Source organism: Mycobacterium sp. DL, assembly GCF_039729195.1.
In the GTDB taxonomy this organism is placed as follows: Bacteria; Actinomycetota; Actinomycetes; order Mycobacteriales; family Mycobacteriaceae; genus Mycobacterium; species Mycobacterium hippocampi_A.
This window is the reverse complement of sequence record NZ_CP155796.1, coordinates 4693113-4716177: the sequence shown is the minus strand read 5'-3', so window position 1 is coordinate 4716177 and position 23065 is coordinate 4693113. Positions and strand designations below refer to the sequence as shown.

Genomic DNA, 23065 nt, shown 5'->3' with positions numbered 1-23065 from the left:
CGTCGCAGGCACGCACCGCCCCACACCATCGGGCGGAGGTGCACGATTCAAAGTGCCTGGCTGTCAGGCTGCTTGGGTGTCGGGTGGTGCGGGTCCGCCGGGTTCGCTGGTGTGGTCGCTCGGTTGGGGGTCGATTTGTTCGGGAGTGATGGGTTCGGGGTCGAGCTTTTCAGGGGTGACCGATGCGGGGTCGGCCGAATCAGGTTCGGCCGACTCGAGGTCGCGCGATTCGGGGCACTCAGGTTCCGGCTCTTCAGGCGGCCGGAGCAAGGCTTCGGGGCGGTGGTAGTAGTTGATTCGCGACTGGCCGGTGTCCAGTCCCGCCGGTGGTGTCCATTCAACTTCGTGGCGGTCGTTCATGGAGGTGGTCCAGCCGTTGGGGCCGACCATTCTGTTGTCGGGTCCACACGCCAGGCCGAGGTCGTCGATGTTGGTGTTGCCGCCGTGGGACCAGTCGGCGGTGACGTGGTGGACTTGGGTGCCGTAGGCGCCGACGGTGCAGCACGGTTTGGTGCAGCCGCCGTCTCGGGCGATGAGCATGAGTCGCTGGGCGGGGGAGGCGATGCGTTTGGTGCGGAACAGGTCCAGCGCTGATCCGGTGGCGCGGTCGAACACTGCGAGGCTGTGGTGGGCGTGGGCGCCGAGGCGGATCACGTCTTTGATCGGGATGATGGTGCCACCGCCGGTGACACCGACCCCGGCTCTGGTTTCGAGGTCTTGGAGGGTGGTGCGGATGATGATCGACACCGGGAGTCCGTTGAGGTCGCCCAGGCCGCTCATCAACGCGATCCGCCCGACCACCACCAGCGCATCATGTTGGCGTTGCGCCAGCGACCGGTGGTCGTTGTCGATCTGGGCTTGGCTCGGTGTTCCCGACGTGCAGGGTTCGGGATCGTCGGGGTTCCTCATAGCCGACTTAAGACACCTAGTGGACTCGAGCGCCTGACCTGCAGACCGCCAGGTCGGACCACTGTCGGCGACACGGTCTCGTATGGCTTTCCTCGTAGCCGGTTCCCCCGAACGCGGCAGCGACACGACAGACCGTTCAAGTCGAGAAACTAGACGAACAGGCGTTCGACGTTCTAGTCTCGTCTCACCGGCTAGCACCCGGGGACGCGGCCAGCCCGGCGAGAAGCAGGGGCAGTTCCGAGGCGAGTGCGACTCTCACTCCTTCGTTGAATCGGAGCCGCTGTCATGTCTTCACCTATCGCTGACCGAAATCTGGGGCCAGCCGCCGCCGCCCGCGAGGTCGCGCACGTCTCGAACACCACGTTGAGGTCGTGGCTCGACCGGGGCTGGATCACAGCCGTGCGCGTCGGACCTCGAAATTATCTGTACGACTTGGACTCTGTCGCCGCGATGATCCAGCCGGTCGGCCCGTTGTCCGATGTCGAGCGGGCATCAATCGCCGAAGCCGTTGCTAAATCGCCTGATCCAACTCCAGCGCAGCTCGCCACGCTGCGGGGAATCATTCACGAGGTAGATGCCTGATGGCGATAGAAGAGCGAACCGGGCAGCCCACCCAGGCTGCCCGGTTCCAATGCTCACCTGCGGCCACCACAGCAGCAGATTTCGCGACTCTACCGCACACGGGGGTCACCGAATGGGATCGTCGACGCCTCGCCGCTGCCCGCTGCGAACCGCTCAACTGCGGGTGCCGTGACCCGTGGGTGTGCCGATGCCGCCGACAGCCGCTGTCCCACAACCAGATCGACGCTGCCGCCGCAGCAGCCGAGCACCTCGAATGCTGCGGACTGATGCCGATCTTCAGTGACGCCACGCTACGGGCACTGTGGACTGCCGGTCACCAAGCCCTCGCCGAACGCCTGCACCACGGGGGGGAGGTCGCGTGACCGACGACGACTGGGTGCAGATGGATGCTGCCCGTGACGCCGAGGCGTTCTACAACGAGCGTGTCGTGACCGCCGCGTGGCTTGATGAGCAAGAGTTCCCGCCGCTGGAGTGGACGGTTCCCGGCATCCTGTCCGAGGGTCTTGGCCTGCTCGTCGCACCACCGAAAGTCGGGAAGTCATGGATGGTAGCCAATTTCGCGCTGGCATGCGCGTCCGGCGGGTCGGCTCTGGGTGCAATCCCGGTGAAGCAGCGACCTGTGTTGCTGATGGCATTGGAGGACGGACACCGCCGCCTGCAGAGCCGGTTCCGCACCCTGATGGTGGGCCAGCCGCTGCCGGACGGGCTGGAGGTGGTCACCCGAGCTTCAGCGAACGAGGCTCTGGTGTGCGTCGCCGAATTCCTGCGGCGGAACCGAGACGAGGCACCGCTGGTCATCATCGACACCTTTGGAAAGGTGAAGCCGCCCAGGCTCCTCAACGAGGATTCCTACGCCGCCGACTACCGCATCGGAGGCGCGCTGAAGGAACGGATCGATGACGTGGCGGGCGGGTGCATGTTGTTGGTGCATCACACCCGTAAGGCTGAGAGCGCGGACTTCATCGACTCCGTCAGTGGCACCCAGGGGATTGCCGGATCTGCAGACTTCGTGCTGGCCCTCAACCGCCGCCGTCACTCCGACGAGGCCATGCTGTCCGTCACCGGTAGGGATGTCCCCGAGAACGAGTACGCCTTGATCACCACCGACGGTCGCTGGTCGCTCGACGGCCAGGATCTGATGGACGCCGCCACTACGGCCCAAAAGCGGCGGGAGGCAGGCGACCTCGGCGACCGAAGCCTCGATGCTCTCGTTTTCATCAACGGGAGGCCCTCAGGTACCAGGGCAGCCGACCTGGCCGAGCATCTGGACATCGAGGCCAACCTGGCGGGCAACTACCTGCGCCGCCTTCAAGAGGCTGGACGCATCGCCAAACGAAGCCGAGGTCTGTATGGACCGGTGGTTGAAGTGGTTGAAGTGGTTGAAACACAGGTAGAAGCGGGCGAAAACTCACGATGAAAACATCACTTCAACCACTTCAACCACCCTCCTACACCAACGTCACGTGTGAGATCTGCTCGACCCCGCTGCCTCCCCGGCCTTCAATGCCGGTGTGTGAGCTGTGCGCCCACGCGCTGCGCTGGCGCACCGTGATCTGGGCCCGACGACGCAAGGCCGTCGCCCGCAAACTGGCTGAACTCGATGGACGGCCACTAACAAGAGAGATGAACACACATGTCTGACAATGCATTTGATCCGCAAGCGCTGGAGATGCCCAAGCCTGCGGACCTCAGACGCGCCATCGAGTGCATGCTGCTCCACCGCAACAAGGACGCGTCCGGCATCGCCATGGTGCTGGACGAGGCCGACGGCGAGCACCGAATGAGCTTCGTCATCGCGGCGCTGCTGTTCCTGGGTAACCAGTTCGCCGACCAGGCAGCCGCCGAGCACAACTTCGACGTGGAGGCCAACCTGCGGCACCTGCAGGCCGCGCTGGCCGCCCAGGAGGAGGACGAAGGTGGCCCGACGACGTGACCCCACGGCGACCGTCACTGGTATCACCGCATGGGTGCTGCCCGACGGCTCAGTCGCCACCCTGTGGCGCATCCGGTGTCCACTGTGCCGGGGGTTCCACAACCACCGCCCCGGCGGCACCCGCCACCTCAGACAAGCGCCCTGCACCCCGTGCAGCGGCCTGCACATCGAATCCCCGTCCGACCGAATTGTGAGGAACCGAAATGTCATCGACCAACGGCCAACCGCCGACCCCACCCGCATCGCCCAGGAACGCCGCGCCACCTACATCGAGGCGTGCCGGACTGCGGGCCGCGACACCGCTCTCCACGAGGATCGCGATGACGCTCCTATGGCTGGGATGCATCGACCGTGACGACGCCGCCATCGAGGACGCCCTGGCGCTGCTGCCCGACGACCCCGAGGTTCGCGGTATCGCGCTGGGGCTGTGCCGCATCGGTCTGAGCATCGAGCCCCGGCTGCGATGCGACGCCGCCCGCGCCAACGCCTACGACCTGCTCGAAACCTACGACCTCTCACACCGTGTGATCACAGGAAGGCTCTAACACAATGACCGTAAACACCGACACCGCAACAGATTCCGAAAACGCCGGCGAACTGCTGAGCGGCGAAATAGACTCTGCCGCAACAGCTTCCGAGGGGGCAGGCTCGAGTTCTGACCCCGTCGCCGACCCCGACAGTGACGAGGCCGAAACAGATTCCCGCTCAGAGGATTCCGACGCCCCGAAGGCTGACCGCGAAGCCGCGAAGTATCGCCGCCAGCTCCGCGACACCGAGGCTGAACGCGACCGGCTCCTCACACAGGTCGAGGGATACCACCGCGCCGAGGTCGAACGCCTCGCCAGCTCGCGACTGATTGACGGCAGCGATGTGTGGGCAGGCGGTGTCGCGCTCGATTCGCTGCTCAATGACGCCGGACAGGTCGACCCGGCCCGCGTCGCGCAAGCAGTACGCGATCTCGCTCAGACCCGCCCGCACTGGTGCCGCAGCGCCGCAGCGCCCGCGTCGATGGTCACCAGCGCCGGGAAGCCGGACACGTCCGGCGACCAACCCGCGACGACGTGGTCGGATGCGTTCACCCGCTTCCGAAGCGGCGCACAGGACGGCTGATCTGGCGGTTGCCAAAGGGCAATGGTGTGGCAGCCGAATTGGAGCCGCTGTACGCCGAGGCTGCAGCCAAGAGGGTCGGCGGCAGGCCGAGGGTCGGGCAGGAGAAACCTGTCGCAAATTCGCGACAGGTTACTGAGCGTCAAAGGAAGTCGGTCGAGCATGCGGCGAAAGCCGTTGGCGCTAAGGGCCGTTTGGTGTCGCCCTTGCGCTTTCGAGCACCGTTGCCGCACACTGAGACCCGTCACCCGATCACCGGCCTGGTGCCGACCGGCTGACACGAATGCCCCCGGTGGGCACCGCGACCGGCCCGTGGCCTCGCGTGAATCACACAACGGACCCGACCGTGGGTCCGATTCACCGGAGGCCCACCCATGTCGTTCCTCTCCACTTCCGCTGCCGGGATTCTCACGCCCGAGGAAGTCCACGCCCTCGTCGTGCAGCCGACGCAAGAGCAGTCGGTTGCCATGCAGACAGCGACCGTAGTGCCCACCAGCTCAAGCGAATTCCGGTTTCCGGTCGTCACCGACGACGCGGGAACAGCCTGGTACCTGGAGGGCGAGGACATCACCCTCACCGACCCGACAGTCGATGAGCTGGTCGCCCGCCCCAAGAAGATCGCCAGCCTGACCAAGGTGTCGCGTGAGTTGGCCGAAGACAGCAGCCCCGAAGCCACCGCGCTGGTCGGTGAGTCCGTGGCCCGCGACATGGCGAAGAAGATCGACGCCGCCTGGTTTGCCGCCAGCACCCCGAAGGGACCGGCGGGCCTGGCCTCACTGATCGGCACCGCAGGCGCGGTCGTGGGCGGCTCCTACGCCAACGCTGACGCGTTCGCCGAAGCGATCTCGCTGATCGAGCAGACCGGAGGCACCCCAACGTGTTTCGTGTCCAGCGCCTCCACGGTGCTGGCACTGTCGAAGCTGAAGAAGGCCACCGGCTCCAACGAGCCGCTGCTGAGCCCGAACCTGGCGACCGGCGCAACTCAGCGCATCGAGCGCCAGCTCCTGGGAGTGCGGCTGTGGACGACACCCGACGCCATGCTGGACGACGATGTGGTGTGGGCCTACGACCGCTCGAAGGTGTTCGTCGTGGTGCGTCGGGACACCGACCTGCGCATCGATGAGTCCTTCTTCTTCGGCTCCGATTCCATCGCGGTGCGCTGCACGATGCGCGTCGACTTCGCGTTCCCCCACGCCGCCTCAGTCGTCAACATCGGACCCGACGGCAGCTAAGACGGACGCCTGTGAGAGCAACTGAGCGACAAACACTCTCACGGCACCGGGGCACCTGAGAGGCGTTCTGATCCTCCGCGCCTGTCGGCTGTGCCCTCCAACGCTCCCGGCCCCCGGCTGATCCTTCTCCTCTCAGCCGGGAGCCGGGGCACCCGAGAGGAGCTGCTGATGCCGAGACCACGATTCAAACCAGGCGACCAGCACCCGAACTGGCGTGGCGACGACGCCAGTTACTTCGCCATCCACTACCGGCTGCGGTCGGCTCGCGGCAGCGCCCGTGACCAGCCGTGTGTGGACTGCGGCCAACCGGCGCGGCACTGGTCCTACAGCGGCGACTGCCCCAGCGAGAAGCCGCGCCGCCGCAACGCCGCCGGACGTGTGATCTCCCCGCCGTACTGCACGCACCCGAATCACTATGAGCCACGGTGCATCTCGTGTCATCACCGGCATGACGGCGCAGTGGAGCGGCTCAACCGCAAACACGTTGCGGCGCAGGAGGTTTGACGCGTGCCGCGAGCACCAAAGCACTGTGGCCGCAACGGATGTCGGAAGCTGGTCCGGCCACCGGCCAAGCGTTGCCCCGAGCACATCGGCTGGAACATGAGCCCCCGCACCGCCTCGGCGCAGGCCACCAACCGCCACCACTGGCGCACCGTGATCAGGCCGCAGGCGCTGGCCCGCGACGGCCACCAGTGTCAGCTCCGGTTCCCCGGCATCTGCACCGGCACGGCCACTGAGGTCGACCACATCATCGAGGTCACCGACGGCGGCACCGACACCCTGGACAACGCCCGCTCGGTGTGCCGCCCGTGCCACCGCCGCCGCACCGCCACCAACGCCGCGAACACCCGCCACCAATCACCAAGGAGGACAACATGACCGCTGTCGGATCACCGCAGCAGGCAGCCGAGAAGATCGCCGCCGACCTGTCCGTGCTCGCCGATAAGCTCGACACCCTGCGTGAGCGCCCCGACTGGCATCACGACCACCTGATCGCCCCGGCCCTGCGCGCTCTCACCTCGGCATCTCGGTCGACTGCAGAGCAGCGGGCCAAGCGCCGCGCAGCCCGCGACGAGCACCGGGCCGACGACCTGGCCCGCGCCCACGTCGCACGGTCTCCGATGCGGACATCCGCTGGTGACCGGCGAACCGGTGGACCGGCAGGCGTCGTCAGGAAGGCGAAAGCCTCCAAGCGGCCCTGAGAAGCCCTCGACCGACACGGCCACACCACCACACCACCGACACCCCGAACGCACCCCCACGGCCCACACAGCCCCAGCACGACACCCCCACCGGGAGAACCCCTCCCCACCCCCCGAAGCCCTGTCGGCACGGACTGCGGTTTAGGAGCCGTACAGCTCCCTGGGTTCTGGGCCGGTGGGGCTGTTCACGCCCCTATTTCCCGCCTCGGGATATTCGGACACACGGATTGACCTGCGGGAGGCGCAATTCAGCGTGTGTGAATCAAGCTGATGCAGAGGATGATTGACCCCCTTGGGCACGATGGTCTTCTAGCTGCTCAAAGTACCGACACCGGCACCGTTGTCACGGCAGCCAGGACGCCCGAGGAGAGCGGTGCTGCACGCGCAAGAAGCCGGATGCGAATAATCGCATCCAGCGTGTGCTGCCGGTCGGGCGTCTTGGCAGCGCCAGCGGCGGGGCGTGCGGTGGTTAGACGGGCTCGCTGTTGTCGGCGGCACCGCCAACATCACCGACCTGAATTGATTTGCTAGAACGCGCTATTCGTTCCTCCGTGAGGTGGAGAGTTCCTCCGTGAGGAGATGTTGTCGTGAATAGTGCTACAGGACAGCGGTATTCACGCGGCGTAACGGGTAACGCGAAACAATTGCACGTTGATTATCCGTTACAGTCGATGGCATGAGAGTCCACGAATCACACCCGCAGCTCCAGACGGTTGACGTGGTGACCACCGTCTTCGTCTTCGCCTGCGCAGCCTGCGGCGAGGAGCACTACGTCAGGGGTGCCCGCGTCCAGGCCGACGGCCTCGATGAGACCGGCTGAGCGTCAACGGCAGAAGAGCCGCCGGTTGTGATCCGGCGGCTCTTGTGTGCTCCTGGCGCGGCTGGACTCAGCCGACGAGCCACTCCACGCCCACGCTGTCCTCACCGAGCGGAGCGCCCCGCCTACGGTGGCCCATCGGCTTGACCGTGATGGCGGCGACGACACGCAGGATGGCCCGCTTCTGGTGCAGCGTCAGCTTCGACCACAAGTCACGAATGTTGCCCTGCGCCAACGGTGCCAAAGGCGACTGGTGGCCGATCTCGGCGAGCTGCGACGTGATCACTTTGGCCCGTTCATCGAGAACCCTGCTGGCCGAGGCCAATTGGCCGATATCGATGCCGTCGTCGTTGGCATACGCTGCGGCCAGCGCGTCCTTCTTCACGTTGATCTTGCGCAATTCAGCGTTCAGGTTCGCCCCGTCAACCGAGTCGTCGCGTGCCAGCAGCTTCTCCACCCGCCCCGGCTTGGACAGGTAGTCCAGCAGCAGACCGTCCACGTATGCGTCGAGATGGGTGGCCTCACGGCTGACGTGTGCGCGGTCATCGAATCCGAGGTTCTTGCACCGGTAGCTCTTGCGGCCACCCGACGACGACCCGACCTTCATCGTGCCCTCGCCGCAGCCCCCGCACCGGTAGATGCCCGACCCTAGCCACGCCGGTCCACGCCCCAGGCGCTCCTTGGATGCGGTGGCGCGCAACGGGTTCGAGATGATGTCTACGACAGCCTGCCAGGTCTCCTCGTCCACGATGGGTTCCCAATGGCCCTTGGCCACAGCCTTGCCCGCGTGAACGCTGTACCCGGCGATGGTGGGTCGCATCAGCATCTCGCGCACTGTCTTGGTCTGCCACCGCTGCTGGCCGGTCGAGGTGAGCACACCACGTGCGTTGAGGTCGTGGACCACCGAGCGCAGTGACTGGCCCTGAGCGATGGCCTCGCACATCTTCCTGATCTCGGCGGCCTCCTCGGGGATGATCTGCATCGCCTCACGGGCCCCGCTCTTGCCGACGCCGCCGGTGTAGCCGTAGGGCCGCTTTCCGCCGTGCCACACCCCGTTCTGGGCCGATTGGATGCGGGCGGCCTTCACGCGCTCGGCCTTGTGCTCGGACTCGTAGCGTGCGACTGCACCCAGTTGGCGGGCCACCATGCGACCAGCCGGTGAGGACAGATCCCACAGGCCCGCCTGCACGGTGTGCGTTGGCACCCGGCGAGGATCGCAGGCGTCGATGTAGGTCTCCAGCTCCTTGGGTGAGCGGTGCAGCCGGTCGGGATGCCACGCGATCACCGCATCGGTGATCCCAGCTTTGATGTCGGCCAGCATCGCCTTGTAGCCGGGACGGGGTTTGCCGCTGTAGGCGCTGATGTCGTTGTCGGAGTAGACGCGCTGCACTGTCCAGCCGAGGCGCTCCGCCAGGGCACGGCAGTCCTTCTCCTGGCGCTCGACGCCCAGGCCCAGACCCTTCTTGTCGTCAGAGATGCGCAGGTAGATGGCCGCGCTGACGGCCTCTGCGGTGTGTGTGTCGTTCATGCAGAACAGTCTACGGAAATTAGGTGTTCTAAGTCGGGGACGGGGTTGCACATGCCGGGGGCGGCGTATTTGGCGAAGATCGCCTCCAGAGTCGCCCACGCTTCGGGGGTCAACTCCCCTCGGACGGGGATGTTGCCGTTGCGTTGTTGTTTCCCTGCTGAGAGCCCGCGGGTGCGGGCGCGTTCGGTGTCGTCGGGTTCGGGGCCGTCCTGGTCGAGCAGGAACAACCGCAGCGCGGCGGTCTCCTTGAGTTCCTTCGGCCCGACCCCGACTGCGACGCGGACCAGGTCGACTTCGAATTGGGCCGCGGTGGCCGCGTCGACGAAACCCGGCAGTTTCCGGACCGCGGCGCGGATCACCGCGACGTGCTCGCTGGTGATCAGCCCGAGGTCTTGGGCGGCCGCGGTCGCCGGCAGTGCGGCGGGGAGGGGTTCGCCGGTGATGGTGCGTCGCGGCGCCAACACCGCGGCCTCGTTCAGGCGACGATTCGCCTCAGCAGCCGAGATGCGCCAGCGGACGGTCAGGACGTCTTTCCAGGATTTGGCGCCCAGCTGCTGCGGAGTGGTCTCAGTCTGCAGGCGGGCCAGCAACCGCTGACTCACGCTGGGGAGCTGACAGGTCAGGGTCTGCAGATCGTCGAGGGGCCCGATCAGCTCCGCGCGGGTCAGCAGGTCGATATCGCAAGCGGCGACCGCGTCGAAAGCGGCCCGCAACGCGGTCACCGCCTCCTGCAAACCCGTCCCCGTGTCTTGAGTCAAGAAGTTGGCAGGTTTTTGGTGTCGAGGTAGGCCTGTTTGGGTGTGCGGTCTGCCAGTGCTTGGTGGGGTCGGATGGTGTTGTAGATGATGCGGAAGCGGTGGGCTTCCATGTCGAGGGCGTCGCCGTCGCCGATGTAGCCGCGGAACAGGTGCTCGTATTTCAGGGTTCCGAAGAAGCGCTCGATGACGCCGTTTGTTTGTGGCGTCTTGATCCGGGTGCGGATATGGCGCAGGACTGGATCAGAGCCGGTGAACAGCGTTTGAAAGTCTTTCCCGCGGTAGCAGGGTCCGTTGTCCGAGACCAGGGCGATGGGAGCGGGTGCGTGGCCGATGATGTTTTCTTCGGCATCGAGTACATCCATTTCTCCTCGGTCGAGTCGCAGATCGGCGAGGTTGAGCACTGTGGTGGCTTCCTCGATCGCCAGGCGTACGCAGTGCACGGCGTCGCGGCCACGTCCGGTGGGACTGACGGTGATGGCCAGGCAGTACTTGGTGACGTAGTCGATGACCGCGCTGATCCTCCAGATTCCGCCGTGAGCGGTTTCGAACTCGGAGAAGTCGGTCTGCCAGACCCGGTTGCGCTCTGTGGGCGGATGATGAAATACCTGGCGGCGCAGCGCGGCCCAGGACTTTCGATCAGCCCGGAAGCCTTGGGGCAGGAGCAGGCCGCGCCGTCGTAGTGCTCGCTGCACCGAGGAATTGGTGACCTCATGGCCATCGGCACGCATCAGTGCGGCGATCTTGCGGTAGCCCCAGGCCGGCCATTCTTCGGCGTACTTGGCGGCGATCGATTCGATGCGATCGACCACCGGCGCCGGCCACGGACCCTTGGCTGGATCGCCGGCACGCAGACGTGCCAGCCGGCGTCGATAGGTCCGCTCCGGGATACCGGCCAGCGGCGCGAACCTCGAAACCGGCAGCCCCGCTGCCTCTCTTAGGGTTTCGAGGTCCGTGAAGGGACTTGGTCAGCCCACGCTGCCCCGCGCTGCCAGATGCGCAGCTGCACTGTGGCCTCGGCCAGCGCTAGTTTGAGCTCCTCGTTTTCCTGCCGGAGCCGACGCTGCTCAGGGGTGCCGGCGCGCCCGGCGTGCCCACTAGGCACTTCCTCCATTCGCTGCGCACCGGCCTCGAGGAACTGGTGCTTCCATTTCGTCACCTGAGTCGAGGCCACCCCGCACCGTCGGGCGGCCTCCGCACCGGTCATTTCTCCTGCGAGTACCGCTAGCACCAGCCGCGTCTTCTCCGCGGCCGGGATCTTCGTTCGTCGTGATCGGACCATGACCCACTCAACCTCCTCGACGGCCCGCTGTGAATAGCGCGACCCTGACAGAAAGTTTGAGTCAGTGGACCGACATACTTCGAACATACATTCGACCACCGACAAATCCGGTCGATGTGACTGCTGAAACTGAAGTGACACAACACATCCAAGTGACATGACAATCAGGGCTGTGATGTTTCAGGACATCGGTGACAGTTCTGCGTCAGGACATCGGTGACAGTTGGTGTATCAGGACTTCGGTGACGGTTGCCTGGTTTTCGGGCGTAGGCCGCGGGGTCGGCCGTTGGCTACGTATTTGGTGCCGGGTGCAGGTCGGGTGTGGTCGGCGAGGACCTCGCCGTGTAGGTCGATGATGATGATCTTCGCACCGGCGGCAGCGGGCTGTCTGCGGGTGTCAGGTGCCGGCACCTCCGTCGAGCAGCCAGTGGTGGCGCATGTGCGTTGCCCGTTCCATTGCGCCGACCACCGCGCCGAATCCCAACGCGAGGTTGAGCCACACCGGAAGATGCAAGGGCGATTCGAAGGGGCCGAATATGTCTGCAATGAGGGGAATCTCGGAGATCGGCTCTGCGGCCTGCAGCATGTTGAGTCCTACTCCGATGAGCAGCATGAGCACCGAGACCGCACTGATGATTCCACTCGCGAGCGGATGCACGTGTGCGAAACGCATACGCCGCCCCTCAGCGGACTTCGGATCGGGCACGAGACGCCGCTCAGTGCCGTCGTGGGCAACGAAGTGACAGCGTCGTAGGCCTACCTTGCTGGTGCGGACCTCGACGTGGCCATGCGTGACAGGGAATCGAGCGGGAACTTTCGACTGCGCCCGGAGCTGCCCATCAAGGTAGAGCCCCGCCTTGACGACGCCTGTTTCAGCGTCGCCACCGTGCTTCACCTCGATCGTGTGCATGACCTGTCGGCCGTCAACCGGGAGCGCGATCGACATGACCGAGCGCCGCGTCAGCTGCCACCAACGGAAGGGCTTGAGCGGGCGCCCGTCACCTGGCTTCACACGCTTGGCGAGCCGACGTTCGTTCCAGCTCAAGTTCACTGCTCCCGCCCAGCCGCCGGGTGGGCCGAAGGCGTGCGCGCAGGCCCGCTGGTGCGGGTCATCCACCACACAGTCGCGGTGATGACGACCAACGCCGCGCTGGGCACCAGGTTCGCCATCGAGCCGACCGCGTCACCCCGATTCGCCGACTGGGCGCCGATGTCGAGGTGCAAGGTCGTGCCGAGCACGAGGAACGCAACGTTGTAGACACCGTGGAGGACGACCGCGACCTCGAGGCCGCCGGTGCGCCAGGTCACGATCGCCATCGACGAGAACAACACCAGGTACGACGTCAGCAGGTACGGATCGAGCGTGCCGTGTGCGAGCGAAAACAGCACAGTCGTGGCGACAATGCCGAGGATCGCGCCAGAGCGCGCGCTCGGCGTCCAGCTACCGAATACACGAAACATCAAGCCGCGGAAACCATATTCCTCGCCCGCAGCAGCAAGGGGGGTAAGCACCATGCCGATGACGAAGAACGCCACAAGATCCGCAGTCGACCACGGCACGCTGCCGCTTTCATCCAGAACAACGACGGCGACCGCGACCGCGATCAACACCAAGGGTCCGAACACAAGCAGTGCTCGACCGAACACTCCGTACCGGAAGCGCCCCGCCACGGAGTGCAACGACCCCGGCGGCACGCCGTAAAGCACACGTTGCAACAGCATGCAGTACGGGATCAACAAGGCCAACGACAACGCGCCGGCTGCCTGCTTCAACGGTGTCGAGGTACCGGAACGACCGAACAACTCCCGGTCGACGATCACCGATAACGCATCCAGAAGCACTGCGAAGCCGATCAACCCGATCATCAGCAACGCGATCGCCACGATGCCACGCAGGATGCCACGACGCGCTTCCGCGTACACGCGGTGGTATTCGACGCCGGCCGGGACCGGCGGCGTCGGTGCGGGATCAGCGCCCCGCATGATCAAGCGCTGGGTGATGGTGTTCATTGTCGGTTCCTTCGATAATCGGCGTTGTTTCACAACGCAAGTGGGCCGTACTCTCCTGCGCGTCAGGTGATTTCGCGCACTTGGCGTCGGTCTCAGTACAAATGGCAGCTTTGACAATTGCCGCAACGGGCGTCAACGCGAGGCCGGGCCACGCTCATCTCACTGCCCCCTTCAAGAGATCAGCGCGCGCCGAGGGCTCGGTTGATGGCAGCGACGACGTCGTTCGGGTCGTCGACGGTCAGGACCAGTCGGTCGAAGCGTTCGGCATCATCGAGGGTGACGACGATCGCACGGTCGTATCCGGAGACGTTCCAGAACTGCTTCCTGCCGTCTGCGTGGAACGTGCCGGCGAGCTTGCCGGGCAATCCGAGGCCTGGACCTCGCCACCCCTTCGGCTCCTCTCGCATACCGGGATCGAAGGTTGCTCCTCGCACCCGCTCGAGCGGGAACTGCAGGCGCCGTGTGAACGACCAGACCTTGTTGAACCCCGTCGGCTCGACCACGAGGTGGTCTGCGGTCACGGTGACTCGGTTGATGCTCATGCGAAATCTCCTACTTCGCGTAGTACTGCGCGGGTCAGCAGCCGAACTCCCAACTGCTCCTTTGTCACATCGAGACGGCTGACGTGGTGGTCAACCCGACTCCGGATCAGTGGCGGAACTAGCACACTGTACTAGTTCGGCAGATAAAGTAGCACAGTGTGCTAAGAACGGAGGGGAGGTGCTGACCCGATGAGCGAGCCGACGAAACAGAGCACGCGGGACAAGATCCTGATCGCCGCGGCGACCATGCTCGGCGAGGATCCGACCTCCCGGCTGAGCGTGCGCGCCGTCGCCGCGCGCGCCGGGGTCAGTGCTGGCTCGCTACGCCACTTCTTCCCAACTCAGCAGGCGCTGATCGACACCGTGATCGCCGGGCTCTACGACCTCGACATCCCCGACGACCCGATGCAAGACACCACCAGCGACCCGGGCGACCGTCTTGTGGCCTGCCTGCAGCTGCTGCTGTCGCAGGTGGGTACGGGCGAGCGGGCACGCGAGCATTGGCGCGCAGTACACGACGCGTACGTCGCATCGCCACCGTCCGCGGATGCCACCCATGCCTTCCTCGCGCTCGAACGCCTCAACGTGGACTACATCGCGCGCTGGCTCAGCACCTTGCGCGACGAGGGAGCGCTTGCGCCCGGCGATTTGGATGTGAAGGCGCGGTTCTTGAGCACCGTGGTCAACGGACTTGCATTCGAGCGCGCCCTCCCAGGCGACCGTGAGCGCCTTGCCTTCGAGGTACATACCCTTCGCACTGCCGCTGACAGCGTCCTGCAGCGCAGAATGTGACCACTCCAAAACAGCATCAAGAATCGAGACAGGATGTGACCGATCTCGTGTCCCGACGACCGGCAATGCACGGCAACGCATTCAGATCGCCGCAGCGGCGATGCTTCGCGAGAATCCGACACCGTTTGATCGACACAGTCGTCGAGGGGCGGCATCTACTGCAATGACTCCCACACAACTGGCGGAGGTGCAGTATTCGAAGTGTGCAGTATTCGTTCGCCGAGGTCGGCGTGAATAATCGTCGCGCATATCAGGCGAAGGCTTCGATCCCGCCGTGGTCAGAACAGTGCGAGCGGGTTGGCGTTCATCAGCCCGTGCACAAGCAGCAGCGGCCACATCGCGCGATGCCGCTGCCACACGAGCCCGAGAAAGAGTCCTGTAACTCCCTGGTTGGCAACGACATTCGCGAGGTCCACGACCCAATCGCCGGTCCCTTGAATGGCGATGTGCCAGGATGCCCAGGTCAATGAGCTGACGATGATTGCCGGCCACACTCCGCCGAGAACGCCCTCCCATCGAGTCTGTAGCCACCGCCGGTAGAAGAACTCCTCCACCACGGAGTTGAGCAGGAATCCGATGAGCACCATCGCGATCACGGTCAGCGGGTCAACTTGGAAGCTGGTCCCAGGATGCGTGGGCGAGAGGGCCAGGTACGTAACGGTCCAGCCCACTGCCGGTACCAGCGGCCACCAGGGGCTCCGCTTGTCGGCGACCTCACCGGGTCCCGGCGATGCGGGGAGTGCACTACGTCTGCTGGCCGCCCCGAACCGTCGGCACACCGCGAACAGCAGCAGCGGACCGAGCAGGAGCAACCCCAGCTTGAGCGCCGTGTAGTTCGGCTCGTCCGGTCCGAGCAGCGTCAACGCGAACGTGAATGTCACGGCCAGCGCGAGCAGGACCAGGGCTTCCAACCGCACCCGCTTGGCCGGTGCAGCGCGCCCGCGAACAGGCCCGGTGGTGGGTGTCATCAGAATCAGCCCGACACCTACAACCGCGGCCAGCCACGGATGCCACATCGGGATCGAGTCTGCGGAGTCAGCCGTGAACCGGATCTGCCCCTCGCCGATGACGGCCACGGTGAGCGCGGCGACGACATAGATGCCGACGCCGGTTGCGACCACGGCGGTGCCGATCAAGGTTCGAGTCTGACTGTTCTCGCTGAGCGCGACAGCGGCATCGGCGTCGGAGGACTTGGACACGAAACGAATGTAGCGGCGCCCATAGCCGGGAGTCGTCGTACCTAGGGCTCGGCTGCCCCGCGCCTGCGATGCGAGCAGTAAGACCTACCGCGCCGACGCCTGATTCGGATTGCAAGCGCTATTCCCACACAACCTCGCGGGGCTCCTTGTCGGTTCGCAGCCCCCGCCAACTCGCCTGGCGCAGCCGGTTGTCGGAGGTGCGCTCGCTGTAGCGGACCTCCCCCACCAACTCCGGACGCACGAACGTCACACCCTTGGCGTCCTGCTTGGGAAGCGCAGCGGCAAAGGGTGATTCGTCGGCGTGCAACGGGGCGAGGGTCTTCTTGAGAGCAGCGAGTTCCTTCTCGGTGAAGCCGGTGCCCACCCGTCCGACGAATTGCAGTCCGTCGTCATCGGGGATGCCCAGCATCAGCGCGCCGATCCCGCTGCTGCGACCGCCCGCCCCCTCACGCCAGCCGCCGATGACAACCTCCTGGGTCCTCCAGAACTTGTCCTTCAGCCACGACGACGACCGTCGGCCCGGTTGGTAGGTGGAGTCCCGCTTCTTCGCGACGACGCCTTCCCACCCTTTCTTCCGCGCGAACTCGAGCGCCTCGGGCCCGTCGCCGTCGAGCGGGTCGGGCACGATCAGACCGCCCCCCTCCGCCAGCGCCTCGAGCAGTCGCCTGCGGTCGGAGTACTTGGCGCGCAACAGTGATCGGCCGTCGAGGTGGAGGATGTCGAACGCCCAGAACTCTACGCGCGTCGAGCGGGCACGGTTCTGCATGTCGCGGAAGCTGGGCACGCCGGACTCGTCGAGCGCGACGGCCTCACCGTCGAGGATCACGTGGTGGTCAGCAAGGTCGGCAGCAACTGCCTGCAGTTGCGGATATTCGCCGGTCACATCGCGACCACGCCGCGACCGCAACGTCAGTTTCCCGCGGTCCGCGTCGACGATCAGGCGGTAGCCGTCCCATTTTCCCTCGAAGGCCCACTGCCCCTTGGTGAGTCGCTGCACCGAGCCCTCGGAGGCCAGCATCGGCGCGAGGTCTGCCGGGGTCGGCCGCGTCTGGTCCTTCATCCGGTGCGCCAGCCAGTTCTTGCCGTCGGTCTGGATCAGTGCGTAACGGCCCTCGACCTTCTCGCCGTGCAGCGTGACGATCACCTCGCCGCCCTTGTCCGGCCCGTCGGGTGCGTTGTCGTTGAACTTCTCGGTCTCGTAGGTTCCGTTGTCCCACACGTAGACCTCGCCACCGCCGTATTCGCCCTTCGGGATCCCGCCGGCGAAAGTGAGGTACTCCATCGGATGGTCTTCGGTGTGGACGGCGAGATGGTTGACCGAGGTCGTCTGGGGCAGATTCTTCGGCACCGCCCAACTCACCAGCACCCCATCACGTTCCAGCCGGAAGTCGTAGTGCAGCCGCCGGGCATGGTGTTCCTGGATGACGAACTTGTTGTTGTTGCCGACCGTGGGCGCCTTCGCGGGCACGGGTTCGGGCGTTCTGCCGGCATCACGCATGCCCCGGTACGTCGTCAGTCGGTCGGCGACCGGGAGCACCTCATCGAGCTCGGCGAGAAGATCACCATCGCGGTCCAACCGGTCGAGAACCTCGTCGAAGGTGAGGTGGCGCAGGTCCGGATCGTCGAGCTCGTCCCAGGTTCGCGGGGCCGCCACCGTCGGATGATCCCGCCCCCGAAGCGAATACGGCGCGATCGTGGTCTTGTTGCCGTTGTTCTGACTCCAGTCCAGGAACACCTTGCCTTCCCGCAGACTTTTTGTCATCGTCGCGGTGACCTGTGTCGGCATGGTCTGTTCCAGCTGTTGGGCCACCCTCTTGGCCAGCGTCGACGCACCCCGCGAGCTGATCGGATCCTGCAGCGGGACATAAAGATGCAAGCCCTTGCTTCCACTGGTCAGCGGGAATGTGCGCAGGCCGATGTCGCTGATCAGGTCACGGACCTCGTGGGCGACCCGGCAGAGCTGACGCATCGTGACGTCGTCGCCGGGATCAAGATCGAAGACGATGCGCGTGGCCGGGCCCACCGTATCTTTTCCCGACCGCCCCCCGGTCGCCTCCACGAACCGCCACTGCGGAACGTGCACCTCCAGTGCCGCCTGCTGAGCGATCCACGCCAGCCCCTCGGCGGTGTTGATGACCGGATAGGTGGTGGTGCCCGACTTGTGCGCGATGGTGCCGCGGTCCAACCAGTCCGGCGCCGAGGAGGCCAACTGTTTCTCGAAGAACGCGGATTCCGCCACACCGTTGGGCCAGCGCTTGCGGGTGACGGCGCGGCCCGCGATATGGGGCAGCATCGCCTCGGCGACGCTGACGTAGTAGTCGAACACCTGGGCTTTGGTGGTACCGGTCGCCGGGTACAGCACCTTGTCCGGATTGGTCAGCTTCACCCGGCCGTAGCGGTCCACCATTCCACGTTATAAGCCTCGGACCCCGGCAGTGGCGGTAGCGTCAACACCGTGCGGGCATTGGTCATCGGCGAGGCACTGATCGACGTCGTCGAACGAGGCGGCGAGGGCCCGACCGAGCACGTCGGCGGCAGCCCCCTCAACGTCGCCGTCGGCCTGGCGCGGCTGGGCCGTGACGTCGACTTCCTGACCCACATCGGCACCGATGCTCGCGGTGAACGAATCAGCGAGTATGTCGAATCCTCTGGCGCACAGCTGGTTCCGGGCAGTCAGAGCGCACAGCGGACCCCGACGGCGCTGGCCACCCTCGACGACACGGGAGCAGCTACCTACACCTTCGACATCGACTGGCAGCTGACCGGCACACCCGAGGTGGCACCGCCCGTCGTCGTCCACACCGGCTCGATCGCCACCGTGCTGGAACCGGGATGCCTGGCCACTGCGGCGCTGGTCGACGCCTACCACCTCGCGGCGACGTGCACGTTCGACCCCAACATCCGGCCGGCGCTGATCACCGACGCCGATTCGGCCCGCGCCCGGATCGACCGGTTCCTCGAGCGGGCGGACGTGGTCAAGGCCAGCGACGAGGACCTGCGTTGGATCGACCCGGCTCGAAGCCCCGAACAGATCACCGCGGCGTGGCTCGCGCTCGGACCGTCGATCGTCGTGGTGACGATGGGCGGAGGCGGCGCATTGGCCATGTGTGCGGCGGGAACGGTGCGGGTACCTGCGTTCCATGTGGACGTGGTGGACACCGTGGGCGCCGGCGATGCGTTCATGACCGGCTTGATCGACTCTCTGTGGTCGATGGATCTGCTGGGTGCCGATCGCCGGCCCGGGCTGGCCGCCATCGGACCCGACGCTCTCACCACCGCCGTGCGCGCGGCCTCGCTGACCGCGGCGTTGACCGTGTCCCGTGGCGGCGCCGATTTGCCCGATCGCGCCACCCTGGACGCCGCCGCTTCATCGGCCATACTGACCTGATGCGATCCATCTGGAAGGGTTCGATCGCCTTCGGCCTGGTGAACGTGCCGGTCAAGGTGTACAGCGCCACCGAGGACCACGACATCAAGTTCCACCAGGTCCACGACAAGGACAACGGCCGCATCCGGTACAAACGCGTCTGCGAGGTGTGCGGTGAGGTCGTCGAGTACCGCGACATCGCGCGCGCCTACGACTCCGACGACGGCCAGACCGTGATCATCACCGACGACGACATCTCGACGCTGCCCGAGGAGCGCAGCCGTGAGATCGAGGTGCTCGAGTTCGTGCCGGCGAGCGACCTCGACCCGATGATGTACGACAAGAGCTACTTCCTCGAGCCGGAGGGCAAATCGTCGAAGTCCTATGTGCTGCTTGCGAAGACGCTGATGGACACCGACCGGGTCGCCATCGTCAACTTCGCGCTGCGCAACAAGACGCGGCTGGCAGCGCTGCGGGTCAAGGACTTCGGCAAGCGCGACGTCATGATGATCCACACGCTGTTGTGGCCCGACGAGATCCGTGATCCCGACTTCCCGGTGCTGGACAAGGAAGTCGAGGTGAAGCCCGCCGAGTTGAAGATGGCCAGTCAGGTCGTCGACTCGATGACCGACGACTTCAACCCCGACCGCTACCACGACGACTACCAGGAGCACCTGCAGGAGCTCATCGACGCGAAACTCGAGGGCGGCGAGGCGTTCACCACCGAAGAGGAACCGCAGGAACTCGACGAGACCGAGGACGTCTCCGACCTGTTGGCCAAACTCGAAGCCAGTGTGAAAGCGCGCAAGGAGCAGGCTCCCGCGGACAAAGCCCCCGCCAAGAAGACGCCGGCGAAGAAATCTCCCGCCAAGAAAGCCCCGGCCAAGAAGGCAGCCAAGAAAGCCGCCGCAAAGAAGAGTTAGCGGTATCAGTGGCCAGTTCGGTCCGCGTTCGCGTAGATCGCGTCGCGACAGTAAGCCGCGAGCCCTGGGAGCTCGAATGATTCGTCGTAGGTGGCGACGTACCTGGGGTCGCTCACATACATGTCGCCCAGGTTGCGGTGGAACGTCGGCGGGCAGTCGTAGAACCAGCGATTCACGTGGAGCCGGTGTTGCTCGGCCGCATTCATCGCCTCTTCGGAGTCGGGCGGCAGACCAGCGCGGAAGGCATCGGACAAGGCCTTCTCAACGGCTTCTCCCTCAGCCTTGATCTGCACCCAATCGTCGCGGCTGTAGGACTTCGTTCGGCGCTGCGATTCCTTCCACTCTGCGGTCTCGCCCCACTTCTGCTCCGCCTCTGCCTGATAGTCGTCGAAGCCGTCACCGAAGAGCTCGCGCATGTCGTCGTCGGTCATGGGGGTGTTCGTCATAACTTTCTCCAATGCCTGGTCAATTGCCTCGACGAGGTCCTTCATCTCGTCGAGCCTGGACATGACGCGTTCGCGCTGGCGAACCAGGTGGCTGACCTCGTCGCCCTCATCCAGCAGGCTCGCGATCTCCTCGAGAGAAAGCTCGAGCCGGCGGTAGACGATCACCTGGGACAAGCGGGTCAGGTCCGCCGACGTGTAAACCCGATACCCCGAGGCTGCACCACGACTCGGGGTCAACAAGCCGATGTCGTCGTAGTGGTGAAGCGTCCGGACCGTGATCCCGAATCGCTCCGCGACTTCGCCCACGGTGAGTCCGTCCACCTGCATCTCCTGCGTCACGTCGATCAGGCTGGTGCCTCACGCTGCGTGAGGGTCAAGTCTGCATATCCGAATTTATTCGAACGTCGAGGATCCCGTCAGGCGGCAGGGCACTGTCAGCGAGAGAATTAGAACGTGTTCCAGAAACCGACCCCGCGGGCCCGCGCTCCTTGCTAGCGTGACGCCCGGCTAGGGAAGCGAGGGACATGTGATTCTGGACAGATTCCGGCTCGACGATCAGGTGGCGGTGGTGACCGGCGCGGGCAGAGGCCTCGGTGCCGCGATGGCGGTGGCGTTCGCGGAAGCGGGCGCTGACGTGGTGATCGCCGCTCGCACGCAGTCACAGCTGGAGGAGGTCGCCGAGCAGATCGGCGCCACCGGGCGACGCGCCCACATCGTCGTCGCCGACCTGGCACGCCCCGATGACACAGCCGCGCTGGCAGCCGAGGCGATCGAGGCGTTCGGCAAACTAGACATCGTCGTGAACAACGTCGGTGGTTCGATGCCGAACGCACTCCTGAGTACCTCCACCAAGGATCTGCGCGATGCGTTCACGTTCAACGTGGCCACCGCACACGCACTGACCATCGCGGCGGTGCCGCTGATGCTCGAGCACTCAGGCGGCGGCAGCGTCATCAACATCACCTCGACGATGGGCCGGGTCGCCGGCCGCGGGTTCGCCGCCTACGGCACCGCGAAGGCTGCACTGGCGCACTACACCCGATTGTCGGCACTCGACCTCGCGCCGCGCATCAGGGTGAACGCGATCGCGCCGGGATCGATTCTCACCTCGGCCCTCGACGTCGTCGCCAGCAACGACGATCTGCGCACCCCGATGGAGCAGGCCACCCCGATGCGCCGCCTGGGTGACCCGCTCGACATCGCCGCCGCTGCGGTCTACCTCGCTTCGCCGGCGGGCAGCTATCTGACCGGCAAGACGCTCGAGGTCGACGGCGGCCTCACCTTCCCGAACCTCGACCTGCCCATCCCCGACCTATGACCCAACCCCGATCTGTGAGGACCCATCAATGACCATCAAAGTGGCCGCCATCGGCACCGGAAACGTCGGCAGGCATGCGCTGACCCAGCTGATCAACGACCCGAGGTTCGAGCTGACCGCGGTGTGGGTCTCCTCGGAGGCCAAAGCCGGCAGAGACGCCGCAGAGCTTGCGGGACTGCAGGATTCGACCGGCATCATGGCGACCACGGATCTCGACGCTGTGCTGGCGACCGGACCCGACGTCGCCGTCTACACCGCGATGGCCGACAACCGCCTGCCCGAAGCGCTCGAGGACTATCGGCGCATCCTGGCCGCGGGTGTCAACGTCGTGGGCAGCGCCGCCGTCTTTCTGCAGTACCCGTGGCAGGTGCTGCCCGACGAGCTCGTCACGCCGATCGAGGATGCCGCCAAGGCAGGCAACGCGAGCATCTTCGTGAATGGCATCGATCCGGGCTTCGCCAACGACCTGCTGCCGATGGCGCTGGCCGGCACATGCCAGAGCGTGCAGCAGATCCGCTGCATGGAGATCATCAACTACGACACCTACGACAGCGCGACGGTGATGTTCGACGTCATGGGTTTCGGCGGCAGCCTGGACGACACCCCGATGCTGCTGCAGCCCGGCGTGCTGAGCCTGGCGTGGGGTTCGGTGGTGCGCCAGCTCGCCGCCGGCCTGGGCATCGAACTCGACGAGGTGACCGAGACCCACGTGCGGGTGCCCGCACCGGAGGACTTCGACATCGCCTCCGGCCACATCACGAAGGGCACCACCGCCGCGATGCGGTTCGAGGTGCGCGGCATGAAGGACGGTGAGGTGGCGGTGGTGCTCGAGCACGTGACCCGGCTGCGCGACGACCTGTGCCCCGAGTGGCCGCAGCCCGCCGCGCACGGCGGCAGCTACCGGATCGAGATCACCGGTGAACCCTCCTACGCTCTCGACCTGTGCCTGAGCAGCCCGAACGGCGATCACAACCACGCCGGACTGGTAGCCACAGCGGCCCGGGTGGTCAACGCCATCCCCGCGGTGATCGATGCGTCGCCGGGAATCGTGACGGCGATCGACTTACCACCCATAACTGGAAAGGGCCTGTACGCTACGACATAACTGACTTGGAAGGATG

Annotated in this window: 23 protein-coding genes and 2 pseudogenes; 15 read left to right on the top strand and 10 right to left on the bottom strand. The window is 65.6% G+C overall.

Going from position 1 to position 23065, the window contains the following annotated elements:
* Positions 1-63: 63 nt before the first annotated feature.
* A pseudogene (locus ABDC78_RS22510) lies at positions 64-903 on the bottom strand (DUF222 domain-containing protein); the annotation flags it as partial.
* A gap of 587 nt (positions 904-1490) precedes the next feature.
* On the opposite strand from ABDC78_RS22510, the gene ABDC78_RS22505 reads away from it, so the two are divergent.
* The 10 genes from ABDC78_RS22505 (at position 1491) to ABDC78_RS22460 (ending at position 7785) form a co-directional block, all read left to right on the top strand.
* Entirely contained in the window at positions 1491-1853 is a 363-nt protein-coding gene (locus tag ABDC78_RS22505) for a hypothetical protein (protein WP_218621153.1), read from the top strand.
* Entirely contained in the window at positions 1850-2908 is a 1059-nt protein-coding gene (locus ABDC78_RS22500; RefSeq protein ID WP_347133196.1) for an AAA family ATPase, read from the top strand. Before ABDC78_RS22505 ends, ABDC78_RS22500 begins: the two co-directional genes overlap by 4 nt.
* Positions 2909-3124: 216 nt before the next feature.
* On the top strand, positions 3125-3424 hold the full coding sequence (locus ABDC78_RS22495; protein ID WP_178360555.1) for a hypothetical protein: 300 nt from the start codon (positions 3125-3127) through the stop codon (positions 3422-3424).
* Positions 3425-3744: 320 nt separating this feature from the next.
* The gene (locus tag ABDC78_RS22490) at positions 3745-3969 is read left to right on the top strand and encodes a hypothetical protein (RefSeq protein WP_178360554.1); all 225 of its coding nucleotides are present in this window, start codon (positions 3745-3747) and stop codon (positions 3967-3969) included.
* A gap of 4 nt (positions 3970-3973) precedes the next feature.
* Positions 3974-4534, top strand: a complete 561-nt coding sequence (locus ABDC78_RS22485; RefSeq protein WP_178360553.1) for a hypothetical protein — start codon at positions 3974-3976, stop codon at positions 4532-4534.
* A gap of 371 nt (positions 4535-4905) precedes the next feature.
* On the top strand, positions 4906-5763 hold the full coding sequence (locus ABDC78_RS22480; RefSeq protein WP_178360552.1) for a phage major capsid protein: 858 nt from the start codon (positions 4906-4908) through the stop codon (positions 5761-5763).
* Positions 5764-5931: 168 nt separating this feature from the next.
* Positions 5932-6267, top strand: coding sequence for a hypothetical protein (locus tag ABDC78_RS22475; protein WP_178360551.1), 336 nt, complete (start codon positions 5932-5934; stop codon positions 6265-6267).
* Positions 6268-6270: 3 nt separating this feature from the next.
* Complete coding sequence (locus ABDC78_RS22470) at positions 6271-6642, top strand: HNH endonuclease signature motif containing protein (RefSeq protein WP_178360550.1); 372 nt, start codon at positions 6271-6273, stop codon at positions 6640-6642.
* Positions 6639-6965: a hypothetical protein gene (locus ABDC78_RS22465; protein ID WP_178360549.1), complete on the top strand. Its 327-nt coding sequence runs from the start codon at positions 6639-6641 to the stop codon at positions 6963-6965. Before ABDC78_RS22470 ends, ABDC78_RS22465 begins: the two co-directional genes overlap by 4 nt.
* Before the next feature lie 676 nt (positions 6966-7641).
* The gene (locus tag ABDC78_RS22460) at positions 7642-7785 is read left to right on the top strand and encodes a hypothetical protein (protein ID WP_178358280.1); all 144 of its coding nucleotides are present in this window, start codon (positions 7642-7644) and stop codon (positions 7783-7785) included.
* A gap of 67 nt (positions 7786-7852) precedes the next feature.
* On the opposite strand, the gene ABDC78_RS22455 is transcribed toward ABDC78_RS22460, so the two are convergent.
* The 6 genes and pseudogenes from ABDC78_RS22455 to ABDC78_RS22430 form a co-directional block, all read right to left on the bottom strand.
* Complete coding sequence (locus ABDC78_RS22455; RefSeq protein ID WP_178358281.1) at positions 7853-9310, bottom strand: recombinase family protein; 1458 nt, start codon at positions 9308-9310, stop codon at positions 7853-7855.
* A gap of 41 nt (positions 9311-9351) precedes the next feature.
* A pseudogene (locus tag ABDC78_RS22450) lies at positions 9352-10068 on the bottom strand (DUF222 domain-containing protein); the annotation flags it as partial.
* Positions 10065-10877 carry an integrase core domain-containing protein gene (locus tag ABDC78_RS22445; RefSeq protein ID WP_178358283.1) on the bottom strand — a complete coding sequence of 271 codons (813 nt, stop codon included), beginning with the start codon at positions 10875-10877 and terminating at the stop codon, positions 10065-10067. The gene ABDC78_RS22445 and the pseudogene ABDC78_RS22450, both read right to left, overlap by 4 nt.
* A gap of 867 nt (positions 10878-11744) precedes the next feature.
* Complete coding sequence (locus tag ABDC78_RS22440) at positions 11745-12467, bottom strand: hypothetical protein (protein ID WP_347133195.1); 723 nt, start codon at positions 12465-12467, stop codon at positions 11745-11747.
* Positions 12395-13357 carry a CPBP family intramembrane glutamic endopeptidase gene (locus ABDC78_RS22435; RefSeq protein ID WP_178358285.1) on the bottom strand — a complete coding sequence of 321 codons (963 nt, stop codon included), beginning with the start codon at positions 13355-13357 and terminating at the stop codon, positions 12395-12397. Before ABDC78_RS22435 ends, ABDC78_RS22440 begins: the two co-directional genes overlap by 73 nt.
* 179 nt (positions 13358-13536) lie before the next feature.
* The gene (locus ABDC78_RS22430; RefSeq protein WP_178358286.1) at positions 13537-13899 is read right to left on the bottom strand and encodes a hypothetical protein; all 363 of its coding nucleotides are present in this window, start codon (positions 13897-13899) and stop codon (positions 13537-13539) included.
* Between the two features lie 189 nt (positions 13900-14088).
* Between ABDC78_RS22430 and ABDC78_RS22425 the strand changes: the two genes are divergently transcribed.
* Positions 14089-14691 (top strand): TetR/AcrR family transcriptional regulator, encoded by a 603-nt coding sequence (locus tag ABDC78_RS22425; protein ID WP_178358287.1) that lies wholly within the window; start codon positions 14089-14091, stop codon positions 14689-14691.
* A gap of 278 nt (positions 14692-14969) precedes the next feature.
* On the opposite strand, the gene ABDC78_RS22420 is transcribed toward ABDC78_RS22425, so the two are convergent.
* The gene (locus tag ABDC78_RS22420; protein ID WP_347133193.1) at positions 14970-15890 is read right to left on the bottom strand and encodes a CPBP family intramembrane glutamic endopeptidase; all 921 of its coding nucleotides are present in this window, start codon (positions 15888-15890) and stop codon (positions 14970-14972) included.
* Positions 15891-16008: 118 nt separating this feature from the next.
* A complete protein-coding gene (locus ABDC78_RS22415; RefSeq protein WP_178358288.1) occupies positions 16009-18297 on the bottom strand; it encodes an ATP-dependent DNA ligase in 2289 nt (762 codons plus the stop codon).
* A gap of 48 nt (positions 18298-18345) precedes the next feature.
* Here ABDC78_RS22415 and ABDC78_RS22410 point away from each other — a divergent pair, with 48 nt between their 5' ends.
* Both ABDC78_RS22410 and ABDC78_RS22405 read left to right on the top strand, forming a co-directional pair.
* Complete coding sequence (locus ABDC78_RS22410; protein ID WP_178358289.1) at positions 18346-19278, top strand: carbohydrate kinase; 933 nt, start codon at positions 18346-18348, stop codon at positions 19276-19278.
* Positions 19278-20180, top strand: a complete 903-nt coding sequence (locus ABDC78_RS22405) for a Ku protein (protein ID WP_178358290.1) — start codon at positions 19278-19280, stop codon at positions 20178-20180. Before ABDC78_RS22410 ends, ABDC78_RS22405 begins: the two co-directional genes overlap by 1 nt.
* A 5-nt stretch (positions 20181-20185) precedes the next feature.
* On the opposite strand, the gene ABDC78_RS22400 is transcribed toward ABDC78_RS22405, so the two are convergent.
* Entirely contained in the window at positions 20186-20947 is a 762-nt protein-coding gene (locus ABDC78_RS22400) for a MerR family transcriptional regulator (protein WP_178358389.1), read from the bottom strand.
* A 205-nt stretch (positions 20948-21152) separates the two neighbouring features.
* Between ABDC78_RS22400 and ABDC78_RS22395 the strand changes: the two genes are divergently transcribed.
* A complete protein-coding gene (locus ABDC78_RS22395) occupies positions 21153-21944 on the top strand; it encodes an SDR family oxidoreductase (RefSeq protein WP_178358291.1) in 792 nt (263 codons plus the stop codon).
* Between the two features lie 28 nt (positions 21945-21972).
* Entirely contained in the window at positions 21973-23049 is a 1077-nt protein-coding gene (locus ABDC78_RS22390; RefSeq protein WP_178358292.1) for a diacylglycerol kinase, read from the top strand.
* Positions 23050-23065: the final 16 nt, after the last annotated feature.